This window comes from Methylobacterium endophyticum, assembly GCF_050591105.1.
Lineage (GTDB): Bacteria > Pseudomonadota > Alphaproteobacteria > Rhizobiales > Beijerinckiaceae > Methylobacterium.
Genome location: NZ_JBNHES010000011.1, coordinates 86,693 through 105,493 on the forward strand (window position 1 = coordinate 86,693; position 18,801 = coordinate 105,493).

The following is an 18,801-nucleotide window of genomic DNA, read 5'->3' on the forward strand; positions in this document are numbered from 1 at the left end:
GGCGGTCGCCGTGGCGGGGCCGGCCGGTCCCGCGCTCGTCGCCTACGCCGTCTGCGACGGGACGGCGGCGGACGGGGACGGCCTTCGCGCCTGGCTCGCGGGGACGCTGCCGCGCTTCCTGCTGCCGGCCGCGGTCGTGACCCTCGAGGCGCTGCCGCTGACGCCGAACGGAAAGGTCGACCGCGCGGCACTCGCGCGGTCGGGCCTGCCCGCCGGCCGCCATCCGCCCGTGGCGCCGCGCACCGCCCTGGAGGCGTCCCTGGCGGCGATCTGGGCGGAGGTGCTGAAGATCCCTCGGATCGGCGTCGAGGACGACGTGTTCGCGGCCGGGGCCGATTCGCTGGCGGTGCTCCAGGTCGCCGCGCGCATCCGCGCCGGGCTCGGGACGGACCTGCCGGTGCGCGCGCTGTTCGAGGCGCCGAGCGTCGCCGCCCTCGCCGGGCGGATCGCGCGGGACGGCGGCGGACGGCATGTGCCGCCCCTCGCCGCCCGCCCCGCGACAGAGCCGCCGGTGCTCTCGCCGGAGCAGGAGCGCGCCTGGATCCTGCATCGGCTCGACCCCGATGGGCCGACCTACAACGTTCCCTCGGCGATGCGGCTGTCCGGCGCGCTGGACCCCGGCGCGCTGGAACGGGCGCTCGGGGCGCTCATGGACCGCCACGAGGTCCTGCGCATGACGGTGGCGGTCGAGGACGGACGTCCGGCGCCCGCGATCGCCCCGGCGGCGGAGCCGGCGATGGGGCGCGAGCGGCTCCCGCGCGCGGCGCTGGACGGGCGGCTGCGGCAGGAGGCATCGCGGGGCTTCGACCTGGAGCGCGGCCCGCTCCTCAGGGCGACGCTCTACGAGACGGGCCCGGAGGAGCATGTGCTCCTCCTCGTGATGCACCATCTCGTCTGCGACGGCTGGTCCACCGCCATCCTGGCGCGCGAGCTCGCCGCCCTCTACGAGGCGGGGCTGCGGGGGACGGAGCCGGGACTTCCACGGCTGTCGTTCCAATACGCCGACTACGCCGCCTGGCAGCGCCGTCAGCTCGCGACCGGGAGCCTCGACGCGCGCATCGCCGCCCGCGTCGCGGCACTCCGCACGGCCTCCCCCGTCCTCGACCTGCCGGCCGACCATCCGCGCCGGGCGCGCTCCGCCCCGGCAGGGGGGCGCCACGTCGTCGGCATCGCGCCGCGCCTGCGGGAGGCGCTGGAGCGCGTCGGGCGAGCGGAGAGGGCGACGCCGTTCATGACGCTGCTCGCCGCCTACGGCGTCCTGCTCGCGCGCCATGCAGGCGTCGGGGAGGTGCTGATCGGCTCGCCGAGCACCACCCGCCCGCTGCCCGCGCTGGAACCGCTGATCGGCTACTTCGTGAACACCCTCGTGGTGCGGGTCGCGACGGGCGGCACGACGCGGGAGGTGCTGCGGGGCGCCCGCGACGCGGTGCTCGACGCGCTCGCCCATCAGGACGTGCCCTTCGAGCGGCTCGTCGAGGCGCTGGCGCCCGAGCGCGACCTGTCGCGGCCGCCGCTGGTGCAGGCGGCGTTCTCGATGCAGCAGGCCCCGCCCGCCCTGCCGGAGGCGGGCGGCCTGCGCACGGAACCCCTCGACATCGACTTCGCCACCGCGAAGTTCGACCTCACCCTCAGCGTCCACGAGGCGGAGGGCGGCTGGCGCGCCGTGCTGGAATACGACGCGTGCCTCTTCGAGCCCCGCACGGTCGCGGGCATGGCGGAGCGCTTCCTCCGCCTGCTCGAACACATGGCGGACGCGCCGGAAGGCCGGCCGGACGCGCTGCCGCTTCCAAGCACGGCCGAGCGCGCGGCTCTCCTTCGGGACTGGAACGCGCCGCACCCAGCCTATCCGCGCGAGGCGAGCCTGCCGGCGCTGTTCGAGGCCGCCGTCGACAAGGGGCCGGAGCGGATCGCGCTTACGGGCGCGGGGCGGACGCTGACCTATGCCGCCCTCGACCGCCGCGCGAACGGGCTCGCCCGCCGGCTGCGGGAGGCGGGCGTCGGGCCGGGGGTTCCGGTCGGCCTGCCGGCGACGCGCTCCCCCGACCTCGTGATCGCGCTCCTCGGCATCCTGAAGGCCGGGGGCTGCTACGTCCCGGTCGAGGCGACGCTTCCTCCCGAGCGGGCGCGGGCGCTGGTCGCGGATGCCGGGATACGGGTGTGGGTGGAGGGCGGCGATCTCGGCGGCGTGCGGCCGGAGATCGCCGGGCCCGGCGCGGCGGTGGTCGGCCTGACGGCGGAGGCCGGCGCCGACCGGCCGCCCTGGACGGCCCGCGCCACGGACCCGGCCTATATCGTCTTCACCTCCGGCTCGACGGGGCGTCCGAAGGGCGTCTGCGTGCCCCATCGCGCGGTGGCGCGCCTCGTCCTGGGGCAGGACTACTGCCGGTTCGGGCCGGACGAGACCCTCCTGCATCTGGCGCCGGCCTCCTTCGACGCCGCCACCTTCGAGATCTGGGGGGCGCTGCTGCACGGAGGCCGCCTCGCCGTCGCGCCGCCCGGACCGCTCGGGGTCGAGGAACTCGGCGCGGTGCTCCGGGCCGAGGGGGTGACGACCCTGTGGCTGACGGCGGGCCATTTCCATCGCGTGGTCGACGACGGCATCGCGATCCTCTCGGGGCTGCGGACGCTCGTCACCGGCGGCGACGTCGTCTCCCCGGCGCGGGTGAGCCGCATGCGCGAAGCGCTGCCCGGATGCAGGCTCGTCGACGGCTACGGCCCCACCGAGAACACCACCTTCACCGCCTGCGAGGTCGTCTGCGAGGCGATCCCCGAGGGCGCGGCCGTCCCGGTGGGCCGCCCGATCGCGCATGGCCGCGCCTACGTGCTCGACCAGCGCCTCGAGCCGCTGCCGGCCGGAGTCTGGGGCGAGCTCTACGCCGCCGGCGACGGCCTCGCCCTCGGCTACGTCGCGGACGCCGCCCTCACCGCCGAACGCTTCCTCCCGGACCCGTTCGCCGGAGAGCCCGGCGCGCGCATGTACCGGACCGGCGACGCGGCGCGCTACGCCCATGACGGCCGCCTCGAACTGCGCGGCCGCCTGGACGGTCAGGTGAAGCTGCGCGGCTACCGGGTGGAGCCGGGCGACGTCGAGGCGGCGCTGCGCCGGCATCCGGCCGTGCGCGATTGCGCGGTGGTGGCGCACCGGGGCGCGGACGGGAGCGACGCGGTGCTCGTCGCCTATGTCGTGGCCGAGCATGTCCTAGCCGGGCATGTCCTGGCCGAGCATGTCTTGGCCGGGAAACACGCGCCCGCGGCCCCCGACCTTCGCGCGCACGCGGCGGCGCTGCTGCCGACATACATGGTGCCGTCGCTGTTCGTCGTCCTCGACGCCCTTCCCCTGGGCGAGACCGGCAAGCTGGACCGGGCGGCGCTGGCCGCGCGGCCCCTCGCCCAACGCCCGCCCGGACCGGGCGCGGCGCCGGCCGTGGGCAACGGGGACGAGGTCGAGGCGGTCCTGGCCGGCATCTGGCAGGATCTCCTCGGCATCGCCAAGGTGGCGCCGGAGGACGATTTCTTCGCCCTCGGCGGCCACTCGCTGCGGGCCATGCAGCTCGCCAGCCGCATCCGCGAGGCGCTCTGCGTGGAGATCCCGCTGCACGAGGTCTTCGCCGCCTCCACCTTCGGGGCGCTGGCGGCACGGCTGCGCGCGCTGGCGCCGGTTCCCGCCCGAGTCCAGCCCGAGGCGGACCCTTCGGACTGGGCGCCCCTGACCTTCGCGCAGGAGCAGCTCTGGAGCTTCGAGCGGCTGACCCCCGGCACGCCGACCTACACCGTGCCGGTGGCGCTGCGCCTGCGCGGGCCCCTGGACGCGGCGGCGCTGGCGCGCGCCGTGGATCGGGTCTCGCGCCGGCACGACGTCCTGCGCGGCGCGATCGAGCCCCGCGACGGCGCTCCCGTCCAGATCGTCCGCCACGACGGGATCGACCTCCGGCGAACGGATCTCTCGGGCCTGCCCCCTGCCGAGCGCTGGCCGGCGGCCGCGCGGGCGATGGAGGAGGAGGCGCGCCGCCCCTTCGACCTCGAGACGGGCCCGCTGTTCCGGGCCGATCTCTGGCGTCTCGACGCGGGCGACCACCTGGTGCTCCTCTGCCTGCATCACATCGTCTGCGACGCCTGGTCGATCCGCGTGATGCTCGACGAGATCGGCCGCATCTACGCGGCCCCCGCCGGGCGGGAACCGGAGCTGCCGCCGCTGCGCCTGCGCTATGCCGACCATGCGCGCCGGCAGAGGCAGGGCGCCGGCTCGGACGGGCTCGCCCGCCAGCGCGCCTATTGGCGCGACATGCTCGCGGGCGCCCCGCCGAGCGTCGACCTGCCGACCGACAGGCCGCGCTCGGCGCGCGCCGATTCTCCCGGAGCGGAGGTCGCGTTTCCCGTTCCCGCCGCCCTGCGCGAGGCGGTCGGAACCGTGGCGCGGGCCCAGGGCTGCACGCCCTACGTGGTGTGGCTGGCCGGGTTCCAGACATGGCTCTCCCGCTACACGGGACAGGACGACCTGCTCCTGGCCTCCCCCGTGACCCGCAGGCCGAGGCGCGACCTCGAAGCCCTCGTCGGCTATTTCGTCACTGTCGCGGCGCTGCGCCTTCGGACCGGCGGCGGCCGGCCCTTCCGCGAGGCGGTCGCCGCCGCCCGGCGCACGACGATCGACGCGCTCGCCCATCAGGACGTGCCCTTCGAGCAGGTTCTCGACGCGGCGGCCGGCCCCGGCCGAGACAGGCCGGCGCCGAACGTGATGTTCGCCCTCCAGCCCTGGGCCGAGGACGACCTCTCCCTACCTGGACTGAGCGTCGAGCCGGTCGCCAGCCGGGCCGAGACGGCCAAGTTCGACCTCGCGCTGGTCGTCGCCGGCCCGCCCGAGGCCCCGGTCGCGACGCTCTCCTACCGGACGGCGCTGTTCGATCGCGGCACGGTGGAGCACATGGGGCGCTCGCTCCTGCACTTCGTCGCGGCCGCGCTGGCACGGCCGGACATGCGCATCGACGACATCCCGCTCATGGACGAGGCGGATGCCGCCGGGGCGCTGCGCCTCGCGACCCAGACGGAGGCGACGACGTGAGCCCGCGCGCGACCGATCACGGCCCCGAGACGATCCACGCCCTGGTGGCGGCTCGGGCGCGGCAGGCGCCGGAGCGCGTCGCGGTCCGGGGGGATGGCGCCGGCCTGACCTATGGCGATCTGGAGCTGAGCGCGAGCCGGCTTGCCGGCCGCCTCCGCCGGAGGGGCGTCGGCGCCGGCAGCCTGGTGGCGCTGGCGCTGCCCGGATCGGCGCAGGCCGTGGTCGCGATCCTGGCCGTCCTCAAATGCGGCGCCGCCTATCTGCCGCTCGATCCCGCCTCGCCCCCGGCGCGGCTGCGGCAGGTGCTGGACGACGCGCGGCCCGTCCTGGCGATCACCGATCGCGGCGACGCCGATACGCTCGGGCCCCCGGACAGGATCGCGTCGCTGGAGGCGCTCCTCGCGGAATCCTCCGGCGAGGACGGAATCTCTCCCGACGACGCGGCGACCGGGCGGGACCTCGCCTACGTGATCTACACCTCCGGCTCCACCGGGCGGCCGAAGGGCGTCTGCGTCGAGCATGGCAGCGTCCTGGCCCTCGTCGCGGGGCAGGTGGCGGCGTTCGGGATCGGGCCGGAGAGCTGCGTGCTGCAATTCGCATCGCTCGCCTTCGACGCCTCGGTCTCCGAGCTGTTCACGGCCCTCTGCACCGGCGCCTCGCTGCGGGTGGCGAGCCGGGAGGCGCTGACGGTCGGAGCGCCGCTGCTCGCCGTCCTGCGCGACGGCGTCACCGTGGCGACGCTGCCGCCCTCCGTCCTCGCCGTCCTGCCGCACGAGGGGCTGCCGCTTCTGGCGACCGTCGTCTCGGCGGGAGAGCCCTGCCCGGACGCGGTGCTCGCGCGCTGGTCGGCGGGGCGACGCTTCGTCAACGCCTACGGACCGACCGAGGCGACGGTCTGCGCCACCGTCTGCACGGCGGGGGAGGGCGTGCCGGGCGCCGCCATCGGCCGTCCGCTGCCCGGCGTCTCCACCTACGTGCTCGACCCGCGCGGCCGGCCGGTGCCCCTCGGCGTGCGCGGAGAGCTGCATATCGGCGGCTCCGGCGTCGCGCGCGGCTACCTGAACCGGCCCGACCTGACCGCCGAGCGCTTCCTGCCGGACCCCTACGCCGCGCGCGCCGGGGCGCGCCTCTACCGGACGGGAGACATCGCGCGCATGCGGGCCGACGGGGTGCTGGAATTCGTCGGCCGGCGCGACCGCCAGTTGAAGATCCGGGGCCACCGGGTCGAGCCCCTGGAGATCGAGCAGGCGCTGCTCGCCGACGATGCCGTCGCCGGGGCGGCGGTGGTCGGGCAGCATGCCGGCACCAGCGACGCGCGGCTTCTGGCCTATGTGGTCCTGCGCGAGCCGCAAGGGCCGGCCTCCGGGGCGGCCGCCCTGCGGCGGCGCCTGCAAGACCGGTTGCCGGACCATCTGGTGCCGGCGCGGATCGTGCCGGTCCCGCACATGCCCCTCACCGCGAACGGCAAGATCGATCACGACCGGCTGGAGGCCCTCGACCGGGACTCGGCGGGGCCCCCCGCCGTTGCGCCCCGCACCGCCGTCGAGGAGGCGCTCGCGCAGATCTGGTGCGAGTTGCTCGGCCTCGATTCGGTGGGCGTCACCGACGACTTCTTCGAGATCGGCGGCCAGTCGATCCTCGCGGTGCGCGTCATCGCGCGGATCGAGGAGATCTGGCGGTGCAGCATCCCCATCGCCGAGCTGCTCGAGGAGCGCACGATCCAGCATCTCGCCGCCGTCGTCGCGGGCGAGGAGGGGGCGCGGCGCCGGCCCTCCCTCGTCACCCGCATCCGCGCGCACGGGTCGGAACCGCCGCTGCTGCTCTGCCATGCGCTGGGCGGCAGCGCGCTCTGCTACCTGCCGCTGGCCCGGCATCTTCCCGGCACGCAACCCGTCTGGGGGCTGGAATCCCCCTCGCTGCATCATGCCGTCGCTGCCCCGGCTTCCCTCGCCGAGGCGGCGGCGCGGCTGGCGGACGCGGTCGAGGGGCTGCATGCCGGACCGCTGCGCGTGGGCGGATGGTCGTTCGGCGGCGTCCTCGCCTTCGAGCTGGCGCGGGAGATCGAACGGCGCGGCGGCACGGTCGAGCGGCTGTTCCTGTTCGATCCCGGCCCGCCACGGCCGGCGGCGCTGGCGAGCGGCGACCTGATCCGGATGGTCGGCGGATTCGCGCGCCGGGCGGGGCTCTCCTTCGCCGACGAGGATTTCGAGGCGCTGCCGGACGCCGACCTGCTCGACGCCCTGGAGGCGCGCCTGTCCGCGTCGATGCCCTCGGCGACGGCAGCGGCGCTCGGGCGGGAGCTGCGCGCCTCGGCGGCGCATATCGTCCTGCGGCGCGGCTACCGGCCGCAAGGGCCCTGCCTGGCGCCGGTGAGCCTGTTCCGCGCGACGGTCCAGGAGGCCGGGAGCACGCCCGCCGACGCGGCCGACCCCGCCGCCTGGGGCGCCCTGAGCCTCGGCGGGATCACCGTCGTCGACATCCCGGCCACCCATGGCGAGGTCCTGACGGAGCCGCATGTCGCGGCCCTCGCGCAGGCCATGTCTTGGCTACCTCACCCCCCAGTCGGAGAGACCCCATGAGCGAGACCGGCGCCGAGGACGAGCCCTACAAGGTCGTCCTCAACCACGAGGAGCAGTACTCGATCTGGCCGCTGGACCGGGAAAACCCGCTCGGCTGGAGCGATGCCGGCATGTCCGGCACCAAGGACGCCTGCCTCGACTACATCCGCGAGCACTGGACCGACATGCGCCCGAAGAGCCTGCGCGAGCGGATGGAGCGGCCGTGACGGCGGGCTTCGCCTCGACGGCGGAGCTGCACAGCCTGCCGGTGCTGCTGAACCCGTATCCGTTCTACCACTGGGTGCGGAGCCTGGGGCCGGTCCACTGGAGCGACCCGCTCCAGGCGTGGCTCGTGACCGGCCACGACGCCGCCGGGGCGGCGCTGCGCGACCGGGCGCTGTCGTCCCGCATCGACATCATGCCGCCCGACGTCATCGATCCCGAGACCCGCGCCCTGTGCGCGCCGCTCGTCGCCATGCAGCGGCGCTGGATGCAGCAATCCGATCCGCCCGAGCATACGCGCATCCGGGCCCCCTGGGCGCGGCTGTTTGGACCGGCGGCGGCGGAGGGCGTGGAGGCGGAGCTGACCGACCTCGCCCGCGATCTCGTCGCCCGCGCCGTCCAGGACGACACGCTCGACATCGTGGAGACCTTCGAGCCCTTCCCGGCCCTGGTCGTCACGCACCTGCTCGGACTGGAGCGCGACGACATGGCCCGGTTCCGCCCCTGGGTCGACGCCTATGTCCGCTTCCGGCACGCGCCCGGCCGCGAGACGGGGGAGCAGGCCCTGGCCGCCGTGGCGGCCTGGCGCGCCGCCCTGGCGGAGGTGATCGACCGGCCGTCCCGCGGCGCGGAGCGCTGCCCCTTGCGCGAGATCCGCGACCTCCAGGGGGAGGAGCAGATGTTCGCGACGGTGACGAGCCTGCTCTCGGGGCGCTACGAGCCGACCATCGGCCTGATCGGCAACGGCATGCTGGCGCTGCTCGGCCATCCCGGCCAGCACCGCGCGGATCTGTGCTCGGCGCCGCGCCTTCAGGATACCGTCGACGAGATGCTGCGCTACGATTGCCCGTTCCAGTCGGCGGTGCGCGAGGTCCGGGAGGACACGGCCCTCTGCGGCCACCCGCTGAGGGCCGGACAGCGCGTCCTCGTCCTGCTCGGGGCGGCCAACCGCGACCCGGCCCGGTTCGAGGAGCCCGACGCCTTCCGCGTCGACCGGGGCGGGCCCGGCCATCTCGGCTTCGGGCTCGGCGCGCATTTCTGCCTGGGGCAGGCCGTGGCGCTCGCGATGGTGCGCGCGGCGGTCGGCGCGCTGGTCGAACTTCTACCGGGGATGCGCCTGCTGGCGCGCCGTCCCGATTGGCATTTCGAGGTCGCGGGATACCGCGCCCTGCGCACGCTGCCGGTGGCGCTGCGGTGAACCGGCGCGGCCTCCCCATCGACCGACGCCCAGCGAGAGGCAGTCCAGAGCCATGAGCCGAGCCCGACACCTCCTGTCCATCGCGGATCTCGACGATGCCGAGCTGGGGCGCCTCGTCGACGACGCCTCGGCAGTCGCCCGAGGCGCGTGGGACGACCGCAAGCCCTTGGCCGGCAAATGCATCGGCGTGTATTTCCGCCGGACCTCGACGCGCACCCGCACCTCGTTCACCGTCGGCGCCCACCGGCTCGGCGGCAGCGTGATCGCCTACGGGCCGAACGACCTCCAGCTCGCCACCGGCGAGTCGATGGCCGATACCGGGCGGGTGCTGGCGAACTATCTCGACGCCCTGGTGGTGCGCACCAACGACGGCATCCAGGAGATGCGCGACCTCGCCGCGCAACCCACGATGGCGGTCGTCAACGCGATGAGCGAGGACGAGCATCCGACCCAGGCGATCGCGGATCTGAGCGCCATGCGCGAGGCGCTGGGGCGCCTGGAGGGCCTGCACGTCCTCTATCTGGGCGAGGGCAACAACACCACCGCCGCCCTCGCCCTCGCCGTCGCGAAGACCCCGCGCATGCGGCTCACCATCGTGACGCCGGAGGGCGCCGGCCTGCCGGCGCAGCCGCTGGAACGGGCGCGGCGCCTCGCCGCCGCGAACGGGTCCGCCATCGAGCAGCATCACCGCATGGACCGCCTGCCGGAGGGGGTCGACGTGGTCTACACCACCCGCTGGACGACCATGGGCGTCCCGAAAGCCGATCCGAACTGGCTGGAGCACTACCGCCCCTACGCCGTCACCGAGACGGTGATGGAGCGCGTCGCGAAGGCGGACACCGTCTTCATGCACGACCTGCCGGCCATGCGCGGCCAGGAGGTGACGGACGCCGTGCTCGACGGCCCCCGCAGCATCGCCTTCCGGCAGGCCTATCACAAGCTCACGGCGGCGATGGCGGTGCTGGCCTGGAGCACCGGATGCGGGGCCTGATCGAACGGGGGCAGCGATGGACCTGACGGCGATCGCCGAAGCGGCGCTCGACGCCGCGATGCGCCGGGGCGCGCGCGAGGCCGACATCCGCGCCGTGCACCGGCACGGCCGCAGCCTGCTCGCGAGCGGCGAGGGCGTCGGGCACGCGACGCAGACCGAATCCCTCGGGGTGGGCATCCGCGTGCTGGTCGACGGCGCCCTCGGCTTTTCCGGCACCGACGACCTGAGCGGCGACGGCATCGAGCGGGCGGTGGCGCGCGCCGTCGCGACCGCGCGCGCCAGCGGTCTCGTGCAGGGGCGCGCGGTCGCGCTCGCCCCGGAGCCCGCCCATGTCGATCGCTGGACCTCGCCCTGCGCCGTCGATCCGCTCGCCGTGCCGGTGGACGCCCAGATCGCGATGCTTCTCTCCGTCAACGCCGAGCTCGGCCGGACGCGGGGCGTGACCCTGGCCGAGGCGTCCCTCGTCTGCGAGCGCACCCGGCAGCTCTTCCTGTCGTCCTCGGGAAGCCGGATCGAGCAGACCCGGACCTCCACCGGCATCGGCTGCCGGGCCTACAGCTTCAAGGACGGCGAGTTGCAACAGCGCTCCTATCCGGCGGGGTTCGGCGGGCTGCATCAGCTCAAGGGCTACGAGCTCGTCGACGAGCTCGACCTCCTCGGGCAGGCCCCGCGCGTGGCGGAGGAGGCGGTGGCGCTGCACGGGGCCGATCCCTGCCCGGTCGGCCCCGCGACGGTGATCCTCGACGGCAGCCAGCTCGCGTTGCAGATCCACGAGACCATCGGCCATCCCACCGAGCTCGACCGGGTTCTCGGCGCCGAGGCGAACTTCGCGGGCACGAGCTTCCTCACCCCCGACCGGCTCGGCACGCTCCGCCTCGGCTCGGAGATCGTCAACCTCGTCTGCGACGCCAGGCCCGAGCACGGTCCGGGGCTCGGCACCTTCGCCTATGACGACGAGGGCGTGCCGGCCCAGGGCATCGACCTCGTGCGCGGCGGCCGCTTCTGCGGCTACATGACCTCGCGCGAGACGGCGGCGCGCATCGGCCAGGCGCGCTCCAACGGCACCATGCGCGCGACCGGGTGGTCCCGGCTTCCGCTCATCCGCATGACGAATGTGAGCCTGCTGCCGGGGGAGCAGAGCCTGGAGGAGGTGATGGGCGGCGCCGACCGCGCCATCTACATGGAGACCCACAAGAGCGGCTCCATCGACGACCGGCGCTACAATTTTCAGTTCGGATGCGAGATCGGCTGGGAGCTGCGCGGCGGCCGGCGGGTGCGCATGCTGAAGAACCCCACCTATGGCGGCGTCACCACCGCGTTCTGGAACGGCTGCGAGGCCATCGCGAACCGCGATCACTGGCGCCTGTGGAGCATCCCGATCTGCGGCAAGGGACAGCCCGAGCAGGTGATCGGCACCGGGCACGGCGCCAGCCCGGCCCGGTTCCGCGACATCCAGGTGGGCCTCGCCCATGGATGAGGTCGGGCCGATCCTGTCGGCGCAGGACTGCGCGACCGTGTTCGGCGCGGCGGAGAGGGCCGCGCGGGGCCTCGGCCTGCGCGATGTCGAGCTGCGCGTCTGCGGGCGGCGCGCGGGCCATACGCGCTTTGCCGGCAACGCGATCCACCAGCATGTCGGCGACGAATCGCGCTCCGCGACGGTGCGCGTGGTGGTGGAGGGGCGCACCGCCTGCGCCACCACCAACCGGCTGGACGCGGAGTCCATCGGGGGAGCCGTCGGGCAGGCGCTTGCCCTGGCGCGGGCGGCAAAGGCCGGGCCGGCGGTGCCGGAACTGGCTGGCGCCGAGCCCGTGCCGCCCGTCCACCGCTATTGCCCGGCGACGGCCGCCGCCGGCCCGGCGGAGCGGGCGCGCGCCGTGGCGGAGGCCATCCGAACCGTGGCGGCGGCGTCCCGGACGGCGGCCGGGCTCTACGCCACGGAGCAGTCGGTCGAGGCCGTCCACAACACGCGCGGCGTGTGCGTCCACCACGCGCAGACGACGGCCACCTTCTCCGTCACCGCCACCGACACGGACAGCACCGGCTGGGCCAAGGCCGCCGCCACGCGCGCGGCGGATCTCGACCTGCCGGCGCTCGCGCGCGCCGCCTCGGAGAAGGCGCGCCTGTCGCGCAGCCCGCGCGCGGTGGCGCCGGGCGCCTATACGGTGGTGCTCGAGCCGGCGGCGGTGCTCGATCTGCTCGGCCTGCTCTTCGCCGATTTCAGCGGCTCGGCCGTCGCCGACCGCCGCAGCTTCCTCACGGACCGGCTCGGCGAGCCGGTCTTCGGCGAGACCATCTCCATCCGGGACGACGCCTTCCATCCCCTCCAGTCCGGCCCGCCGTTCGACGCGGAGGGCGTGCCGCGCCGGCCTCTCACCCTCGTGGAGGACGGCGTCCCGCGCGAGCTCGCCTACGGGCGGGCCGGCGCGGCACGGGCAGGGGCGACGCCCACCGGCCACGGGGCCCCCCTGCTCGACCCCATCGGCGAGGGGCCGGTGAACATCGTGATCCAGGGGGGCGCGACCTCAATCGCCGAGATGATCGGCGCGACCCGGCGCGGCATCCTCGTGACCCGCCTCTGGTACATCCGCGAGCTCGACCCCTCCGCGAAGACCGCCACCGGCATGACGCGCGACGGCACCTTCCTGATCGAGGACGGCGAGATCGCCTGCGGCCTGCGCAACATGCGCTTCAACCAGAGCCTCATCGCGATGCTGAGGAACGTCGTGGCGCTGTCGCCCGCGGTCAGGGCATCGGGCGAAGAGACCTTCGACATGGTCGTGCCCGCGATGCAGGTGGCGGATTTCCGCTTCACCGAGGTCGCCCCCTACTGACGCGGGGGGATCAGAGGGAGGGATCGACGAAGAGCGTCGTGTAGGTGATCGACAGATGCGCCGGGCCGAGCTGCGAGGCGATCAGCGTCGTCTTTCCCCGGAACGGGATTCCGGCCACGGGAAAGCGGACGATCCCGCCTCGTGCCGGCCACGGCACCGGCGGCAGCGAGACGGACCGATAGACCAGCGCGCGCCCGGTGCAGCCCGCCTCGAGGGCCGGAAGCCGCAGGCCGATGGCGCCGTCCTCGACGGCCGCCTCCAGCCGCACCGGCGCGGGCGCCTCGCCGATGACGTCGCGGATCGTCCCGCAACGGTCGCAATCCTCCGAGCGCAGGGAGAGCAGGCCGGGCCGCCGGGGGGAGAAGCCGTGCTGGAGCACGCGGCTGCCGCATCGCGGGCAGCGGGACGCGTGATGGGTCGCCGGTGCCGAGACCGGCGAGCAGAGCGTCTGCGGCCACGCGCCCGCGAGGGAGTGGGAGGCCAGCTCCTCGAGCAGATCCGCCCGGAACGCCCGCGCGGCGTCGCGGGCATCGTCCTCGATCGCGGCGACCTCCTCGTCGCTCAGCACCGCGCGCGCGCTCTCGCGGGCGGCGGTGTACAGGTTCCGCACGGCCCGGCGCCACGGGGCCCGCGCGGCCCCCTCGGCCGGGCGCGTCTCGACCCAGCTGCCGATCGTCGCGTCCACCTGCTCGAGCCAGCCCATCTCCTCGACCAGCGGCGCGGAGGCCGGCCGGCTCAGCGTCCGGGACGGAGGCTCCGGCCAGGCGGCGCCGTCTCCGAGCACCGTGATGGCGTCGCCGAGGAGCTGGTAGGAGGTCGCCGGATTGCCCCGCGCCCGCGATTCGCGGTTCAGGCGGCCGACGATCCGCCCCAGCGGCAGGCCGGCGAGCACGTCGCGGGCGAAGAGGAGCGCCGCGTCCGGCAAGGCGAACTGGTTGTGATAGGCGCCGATCACGGCGCCCCCTTGCGCGAACAGGCGCGCCGCCAGCGAGAGCTGGCGCGGAACCACCGAATCGCCGAGGCGCAGCGAGCCGCAGGTGTTCAGCAGAGCCGCCGCGCACCGGATGGAATCGGGCGGGATCCGGCGTCCCGGCAGACCGGCCTCCGGGTAGGTGCCGATCCAGTCGCCGCCCAGCGTGATGCAGTGCTCGCCCCCGTGTCCCGTGATCGCCAGGACGATGTCCGGGGTGTCGAGAGCCGCCTCGAACGCGGCCGGTGCCAGCTCCGTCAGGTTGCCGCCGGCCAGCATCCCGAAGCCGTCGAAGCTCGCCACCAGGGCCTGCCGGGGGCCGCCGGGCGGTCTCGGCCGCTCCCGCGAGGCGGCGTCGGCGGGGATCACGCCGCAGCCGCGTCCGGGGCGCTCGGCCGCCCATTCCGCCAGACGGCGAAGCAGGTCGGCGGTCAGGTCAGACCACGCCGCGATCACCGTGATCGACGCGGCGTCGGCGGTCTCCAGGAAGGAGGCGAACTCTCCCGCGTCGCGCAGCAGCACGATGGCGCGCGCGCCATGCCCTTCCAGCCCCGCGACGGAAGGGGCTGCGCCGTCGGGGCCGTGAGCGACGAGCGAGACGACGATGTCCTGACGATTCACGGACGCTCCGCCCTGACAGCAGCAGGCACCCCGACGAGGGGCGGGATGCGCGGGACCCGGCCTGCCGGATGCCGCCTCCCGCTCGTCGGAGACCGGGACCCGATAGTGCCGCCTACCGCCGGAAACGCGAAGAGCGGATCACCGAGCCGAGGAGGCCCGGTGATCCGCTCTCGATTCGGCGTCTGCCGTGAAGGGCGGCGGAATGCTTCCAAAAGCGGCCCCGAGGAGAGCCGCCATATCGGCCGGCATCGTGCCGGACGTCACCAGACAAACCGGACGTCTTCGCCATGACGCGAAGACGAGCCGGCGATCACAACCTGACAACAGGCCGCGTCAGATCTGCATCACGCTCACGAGACGCGAGATGTTGGTGATGCGCTGGTTGAGAAGGACGTTCCGCTCGGCGAACGCGACGCGGTTGAACGAGAACCGGCCGCCCGAGACATCGTCGAGCTGCCCGTCGCCGAGCTCGTCGTTGTTCTGCTCGACGAGCTGGCGGACTTCCTCGACTTCCTTCTTGATCTCGTCTTCCATCGAGCGATCGGACATTTGAAGCTCCTGGGATGCATCCGGCGACAACAGCCGCCCGATTCAAGGACACCGTAAACTGCTGAACTGACTCACCCTGCGCGATTTTTAACACTGCTCGACAATTGAAGCAAGGTCGTCGATTGCTCCTGTTCTGTCCAGCGCGCGCCGTGCGGCGGGAACGTCAATATCGGCGCCCTGTGGACAAGCGTTCAGTCGCGGGCGGTGCATGCGCGGGCGGTCCATGGCGCGTCGCCCTCGGGGACGATCGCCCCCACGAAGCCGGCCGGGTCAGCGAGCGGGAAGAAATGGTCCCCCTCCAGCATCGCGTACCGGAAGCCGGCCGCCGTTTCGCGCCCCCAGGCCGCGAGCGAGGAGGGCGGCACCTCGCGGTCGCGGGTTCCGCCGAAGGCCCAGAGCGGACAGGGGAGGGGAGCCCGCGCCCGATAGACATAGCGGTCGGCGAGCGCGAGATCGGCGCGCAGCGGCGGCAGCATGAGATCGAGAAGCTCTTCGTTGGCCAGCACCTCCGGCGGCATCCCGCCGAGATCGTCCAGGTAGCGCAGGAGATCGGCGCGCGGCAGCCGCGACAGCGCCTCCCCCTGCGGGACGCTCGCGGGATCGCGGCATCCGGCGACGACGACGCGGCGGGGAATCGGGCCTCCCCCGGCGGCGAGGCGGTGGGCGATCTCGAAGGCCAGCAGTGCACCGACGCTGTGGCCGACCAGCGCGAAGGGCCCGTCGAGCCACGGCGCGAGGCGCGGCAGCAGGCCGGTCACGGCGGCCTCGACATCCTCGAACGGCCTCTCCTGCGCCGCACCCGCCCGCCCCGGCAGATCGACGGCGACGAGCCCGACCGACCGGGGCAGGAACGGGACCAGGGCCCGGAACGCGGCGCCCCTGCCGCCGGCATGGGGGAAGCAGATCAGCAGGAGCGCGTCGCCGGCACGCTCCCTGAGGCGGACGATGCCGCGCGCGCTCACGAGCGGCGCGTGCCGGGCGGCACGGCGAACCGGGGGTTCCGTTGCGGGACGGCGCGGCGATCGGGCAGCATGGGCTCAGCGATTCCTCCGGTCCGGCCGCATGGCCGCCGCCTCTCAGATCACGGGTGAACCTTGTCGAGGAGGCCCAAGCCTGACACCGCCTGGTGGCACGCGCAATGGACACCGCCGTTCAGGTACGGGCCACGGCAGGCCCGGCGCTCGCTCTACGTGACCATGCGCGACGGCGTGCGACTCGCGGTAGACCTCCACCTGCCGCGCGATCTCGGGGCGGGGGACCGGATCCCGACGATCCTGTGCCAGACGCGGTATCACCGCCGCACGCGCTACAGGCCGCTCTTCGCGGCGCTGTTCGCCCTCACCGATCCGTTCCGCGCGGCGCGGGGGCGGATCATGCGCCACGGCTACGCCTTCGTCACCGTCGACGTTCGCGGGTCCGGCGCCTCGTTCGGCGCGCGGCGCATGGAATGGTCCCCCGAGGAGGTGGCGGACGGCGCCGAGGTGGTCGACTGGATCGTCCGGCAGCCCTGGTCCGATGGAACAGTGGGCGTCACCGGGATCTCGTATGTGGGCACCGCCGCCGAGATGCTGCTCACCGTCCGCCATCCGGCGGTGAAGGCCGCCCATATCCGCTACGCGCCGTTCGACATCTGCGCGGACATCGCCAATCCCGGCGGCGTCCGCAACCGGCGCTTCCTCGAGATCTGGTCGGCGCTCAACCGCGCGCTCGACGGCAACCAGGTTTCCGCCCTGGCGCGCACGGCGCTCGGCCGGCTGGCGGCGCTGCCCATCGAGGGCGCGGCGCCCGTGGACGGCGACGAGGACGGACGGGAACGCGCGGCGGCCGTCGCCGGCCACGCGGAGAACTACGACATCATCGAGACCGCGCTCGGCATCGCCTTTCGCGACGACCGGACGGCGGCGGGCGTGCAGTACGACGCGTTCAGCCCCCACGCCTTCCTCCCCGAGCTGGAGGCATCCGGCGCCGCGGTCTACAGCGTCAGCAGCTATTTCGACGGCGCCAACGGACTGGCAGCGGTCAAGCGCTTCCTGAGCGTCCGCTCCCCCGACAACCGGCTGCTGCTCGGCCCCTGGGATCACGGCGGGACGCAGAACCCGAATCCCTTCGCTCCCAGCCGGAGGAGCGGCTTCGACCAGTTCGGCGAGGTGCTGCGCTATTTCGACCGGCATCTGAAGGGCCTCGCCAACGGCATCGAGCGCGAGCCGCCGGTGCATTACTTCACCATGGGCGAGGAAGCCTGGAAGAGCGCCGAGACCTGGCCGCCGCCGGGCTTCCCGCCGACGCCGCTCTATCTCGAGGGCGGCCACCGCCTGAGCTGGACCCCTCCCGCCGCCGAGACCGGATGGGACCGCTACCGGGTCGACCCCGCCGCGAGCAGCGGGCCGACCTCGCGCTGGGTGTCGCTCGCCAATGTCGGCGGCACCAGGGTCGGCTACCCCGACCGGCGGGCGCGCGACCGGCGCCTCCTCGTCTACCAGTCGGCCCCCCTCGACCGGGCGGCCGAGGTCACGGGGCACCCGATCCTGACCCTGTTCCTGCGCTCCAGCGCCGAGGACGGGCAGGTCTTCGCCTATCTCGAGGACGTCTCGCCGGGGGGCGAGGTCCGCTACGTCACCGAGGGCCTGTGCCGCGCGCTGCATCGCCCCGCCCCGACGGACGAGCCGCCGCCCTATCGCCTGCCCCAGGGGGTTCCCTACCGCAGCCTGACCCGCGCCCATGCCCGGCCGCTGGTGCCCGGCGAGATCACCGAGATCACCTTCGACCTGATGCCCGTGTCGCATCTGTTCGCGGCGGGCCACGCCATCCGCCTCGCCGTCGCCGGGGCGGACCGGGACAATTTCGAGCCGGTGCCGGACGAGCCCCCCGAGATCGAGGTGCTGCGCGCTGGGGCCCACGCGTCGCGCCTCGTGCTTCCGCTGCGGATGCGATAGGCGCGGCGGGAGGCTCAGGCCCACCAGGCGTGCCCGCGCTCCGCCTCGCGATCGGCCAGGACACGGCCCAGGCTCTGCGGGTTGCTGCCCTGGGCGAAGAGGCGCTGCATGGCCGTCAGCGCGGCGATCTCGGCTTCCGACAGCTCGGGATGCCAGACATCGGCGAACAGGACGAAGCGGGCCTCGCCGCTCCGGTTATACGCCTCGTGCTCGAAGGTGTCGTCGAAGGCGAGGCACCGGCCCGCCTCCCAGCCGCGCGTCTCCTCGCCCACGCGCAGACCGCAATCGGGGGGGACGACGAGGCCGAGATGGATCGTGATGCGGCAGTTCGAGGGCCCGCGATGGGGCGCGATATGCCCCCCCGGCAGGAGGGCGGAGAACATCACCATCCCGAACGTCTCGTCGATGGCGTCGAGGATGGCGGCCGTGCGCGGGCAGAGCCGCCGGTTCTCCTCGACGCGGTTTCCGCCCACAAGGAAATACATGGTCTTCCAGTGGTCCTTCGGGACGAAGAAGTCGCAATCCTGCCGGTAGGCCTGGAACCCCTCGCGCCGGCCCAGCGTGTCGAGCAACTCCCCGCGAATGGCCTCCGCCCCCGCCTCGAGCGCATGGCAGGCGGGAAACCTCGCGGGGTCGTGCCACGGGCGGGCCGTCAGCCCCGGCACGCGGAAGGTCGGACGCTCGGAGCCGTCCCCGACGGGCTCGGGCGGCTCCCCGAAGAGCGCCTCCTCGACCCGGTCGAGGGCGGCGGGTCCGTGCCGGGCGCGCAGGCGGTCGAACTCCGCGAGCAGCCGCTCCAATTGCTCGGGCGAGACGGCGGGCTTATCGTCCATCGCTGTTCCTCTCCTGTCTCGGCGGCTCATCCCGAACCG

General features: G+C 74.1%; 12 protein-coding genes (1 of these 12 running past the window's edge). 8 read left to right on the forward strand and 4 right to left on the reverse strand.

The window, feature by feature from the left end:
* The 7 genes in view from ACP56T_RS13670 to ACP56T_RS13700 are tightly spaced (at most 52 nt apart) and all read left to right on the forward strand, a layout consistent with a single transcriptional unit that may run on beyond the window.
* Positions 1-5,056, forward strand: the final stretch of a protein-coding gene (locus ACP56T_RS13670; RefSeq protein WP_430912677.1) for an amino acid adenylation domain-containing protein. The gene continues 10,388 nt to the left of window position 1, outside the view; 5,056 of the gene's 15,444 nt are visible here — the last part of the coding sequence; its start codon lies off the left edge, out of view; the stop codon is at positions 5,054-5,056.
* Positions 5,053-7,635 carry an amino acid adenylation domain-containing protein gene (locus ACP56T_RS13675; protein ID WP_430912678.1) on the forward strand — a complete coding sequence of 861 codons (2,583 nt, stop codon included), beginning with the start codon at positions 5,053-5,055 and terminating at the stop codon, positions 7,633-7,635. The genes ACP56T_RS13670 and ACP56T_RS13675 overlap by 4 nt, the downstream gene beginning before the upstream one ends.
* Positions 7,632-7,841: an MbtH family protein gene (locus ACP56T_RS13680; RefSeq protein WP_430912679.1), complete on the forward strand. Its 210-nt coding sequence runs from the start codon at positions 7,632-7,634 to the stop codon at positions 7,839-7,841. Before ACP56T_RS13675 ends, ACP56T_RS13680 begins: the two co-directional genes overlap by 4 nt.
* Positions 7,838-9,034 (forward strand): cytochrome P450, encoded by a 1,197-nt coding sequence (locus ACP56T_RS13685; RefSeq protein WP_430912680.1) that lies wholly within the window; start codon positions 7,838-7,840, stop codon positions 9,032-9,034. Before ACP56T_RS13680 ends, ACP56T_RS13685 begins: the two co-directional genes overlap by 4 nt.
* 52 nt (positions 9,035-9,086) lie before the next feature.
* Positions 9,087-10,025 carry an ornithine carbamoyltransferase gene (locus ACP56T_RS13690; protein WP_430912681.1) on the forward strand — a complete coding sequence of 313 codons (939 nt, stop codon included), beginning with the start codon at positions 9,087-9,089 and terminating at the stop codon, positions 10,023-10,025.
* Positions 10,026-10,041: 16 nt separating this feature from the next.
* Positions 10,042-11,502 carry a TldD/PmbA family protein gene (locus tag ACP56T_RS13695; RefSeq protein WP_430912682.1) on the forward strand — a complete coding sequence of 487 codons (1,461 nt, stop codon included), beginning with the start codon at positions 10,042-10,044 and terminating at the stop codon, positions 11,500-11,502.
* A complete protein-coding gene (locus tag ACP56T_RS13700; RefSeq protein ID WP_430912683.1) occupies positions 11,495-12,856 on the forward strand; it encodes a TldD/PmbA family protein in 1,362 nt (453 codons plus the stop codon). The genes ACP56T_RS13695 and ACP56T_RS13700 overlap by 8 nt, the downstream gene beginning before the upstream one ends.
* A gap of 10 nt (positions 12,857-12,866) precedes the next feature.
* Here ACP56T_RS13700 and ACP56T_RS13705 read toward each other — a convergent pair whose 3' ends face one another.
* From ACP56T_RS13705 to ACP56T_RS13715, 3 genes are all read right to left on the reverse strand, one after another.
* Entirely contained in the window at positions 12,867-14,447 is a 1,581-nt protein-coding gene (locus tag ACP56T_RS13705; protein WP_430912684.1) for a hypothetical protein, read from the reverse strand.
* Between the two features lie 333 nt (positions 14,448-14,780).
* Positions 14,781-14,996 carry a hypothetical protein gene (locus ACP56T_RS13710; RefSeq protein WP_430912685.1) on the reverse strand — a complete coding sequence of 72 codons (216 nt, stop codon included), beginning with the start codon at positions 14,994-14,996 and terminating at the stop codon, positions 14,781-14,783.
* Positions 14,997-15,187: 191 nt separating this feature from the next.
* Positions 15,188-15,958 (reverse strand): thioesterase II family protein, encoded by a 771-nt coding sequence (locus ACP56T_RS13715; RefSeq protein WP_430912686.1) that lies wholly within the window; start codon positions 15,956-15,958, stop codon positions 15,188-15,190.
* Positions 15,959-16,192: 234 nt separating this feature from the next.
* Here ACP56T_RS13715 and ACP56T_RS13720 point away from each other — a divergent pair, with 234 nt between their 5' ends.
* Positions 16,193-17,929, forward strand: coding sequence for a CocE/NonD family hydrolase (locus tag ACP56T_RS13720; RefSeq protein WP_430912731.1), 1,737 nt, complete (start codon positions 16,193-16,195; stop codon positions 17,927-17,929).
* A 14-nt stretch (positions 17,930-17,943) separates the two neighbouring features.
* On the opposite strand, the gene ACP56T_RS13725 is transcribed toward ACP56T_RS13720, so the two are convergent.
* Positions 17,944-18,762 (reverse strand): aspartyl/asparaginyl beta-hydroxylase domain-containing protein, encoded by an 819-nt coding sequence (locus ACP56T_RS13725; protein ID WP_430912687.1) that lies wholly within the window; start codon positions 18,760-18,762, stop codon positions 17,944-17,946.
* Positions 18,763-18,801 lie beyond the last annotated feature (39 nt).

Excerpts from the sequence above, each read along its gene's own strand:
- ACP56T_RS13680 (WP_430912679.1), top strand. The coding sequence starts at position 7,632 with ATGAGCGAGACCGGCGCCGAGGACGAGCCCTACAAGGTCGTCCTCAAC.
- ACP56T_RS13710 (WP_430912685.1), bottom strand. The coding sequence starts at position 14,996 with ATGTCCGATCGCTCGATGGAAGACGAGATCAAGAAGGAAGTCGAGGAA.
- ACP56T_RS13695 (WP_430912682.1), top strand. The coding sequence starts at position 10,042 with ATGGACCTGACGGCGATCGCCGAAGCGGCGCTCGACGCCGCGATGCGC.
- ACP56T_RS13720 (WP_430912731.1), top strand. The coding sequence starts at position 16,193 with ATGCGCGACGGCGTGCGACTCGCGGTAGACCTCCACCTGCCGCGCGAT.
- ACP56T_RS13690 (WP_430912681.1), top strand. The coding sequence starts at position 9,087 with ATGAGCCGAGCCCGACACCTCCTGTCCATCGCGGATCTCGACGATGCC.
- ACP56T_RS13725 (WP_430912687.1), bottom strand. The coding sequence starts at position 18,762 with ATGGACGATAAGCCCGCCGTCTCGCCCGAGCAATTGGAGCGGCTGCTC.
- ACP56T_RS13700 (WP_430912683.1), top strand. The coding sequence starts at position 11,495 with ATGGATGAGGTCGGGCCGATCCTGTCGGCGCAGGACTGCGCGACCGTG.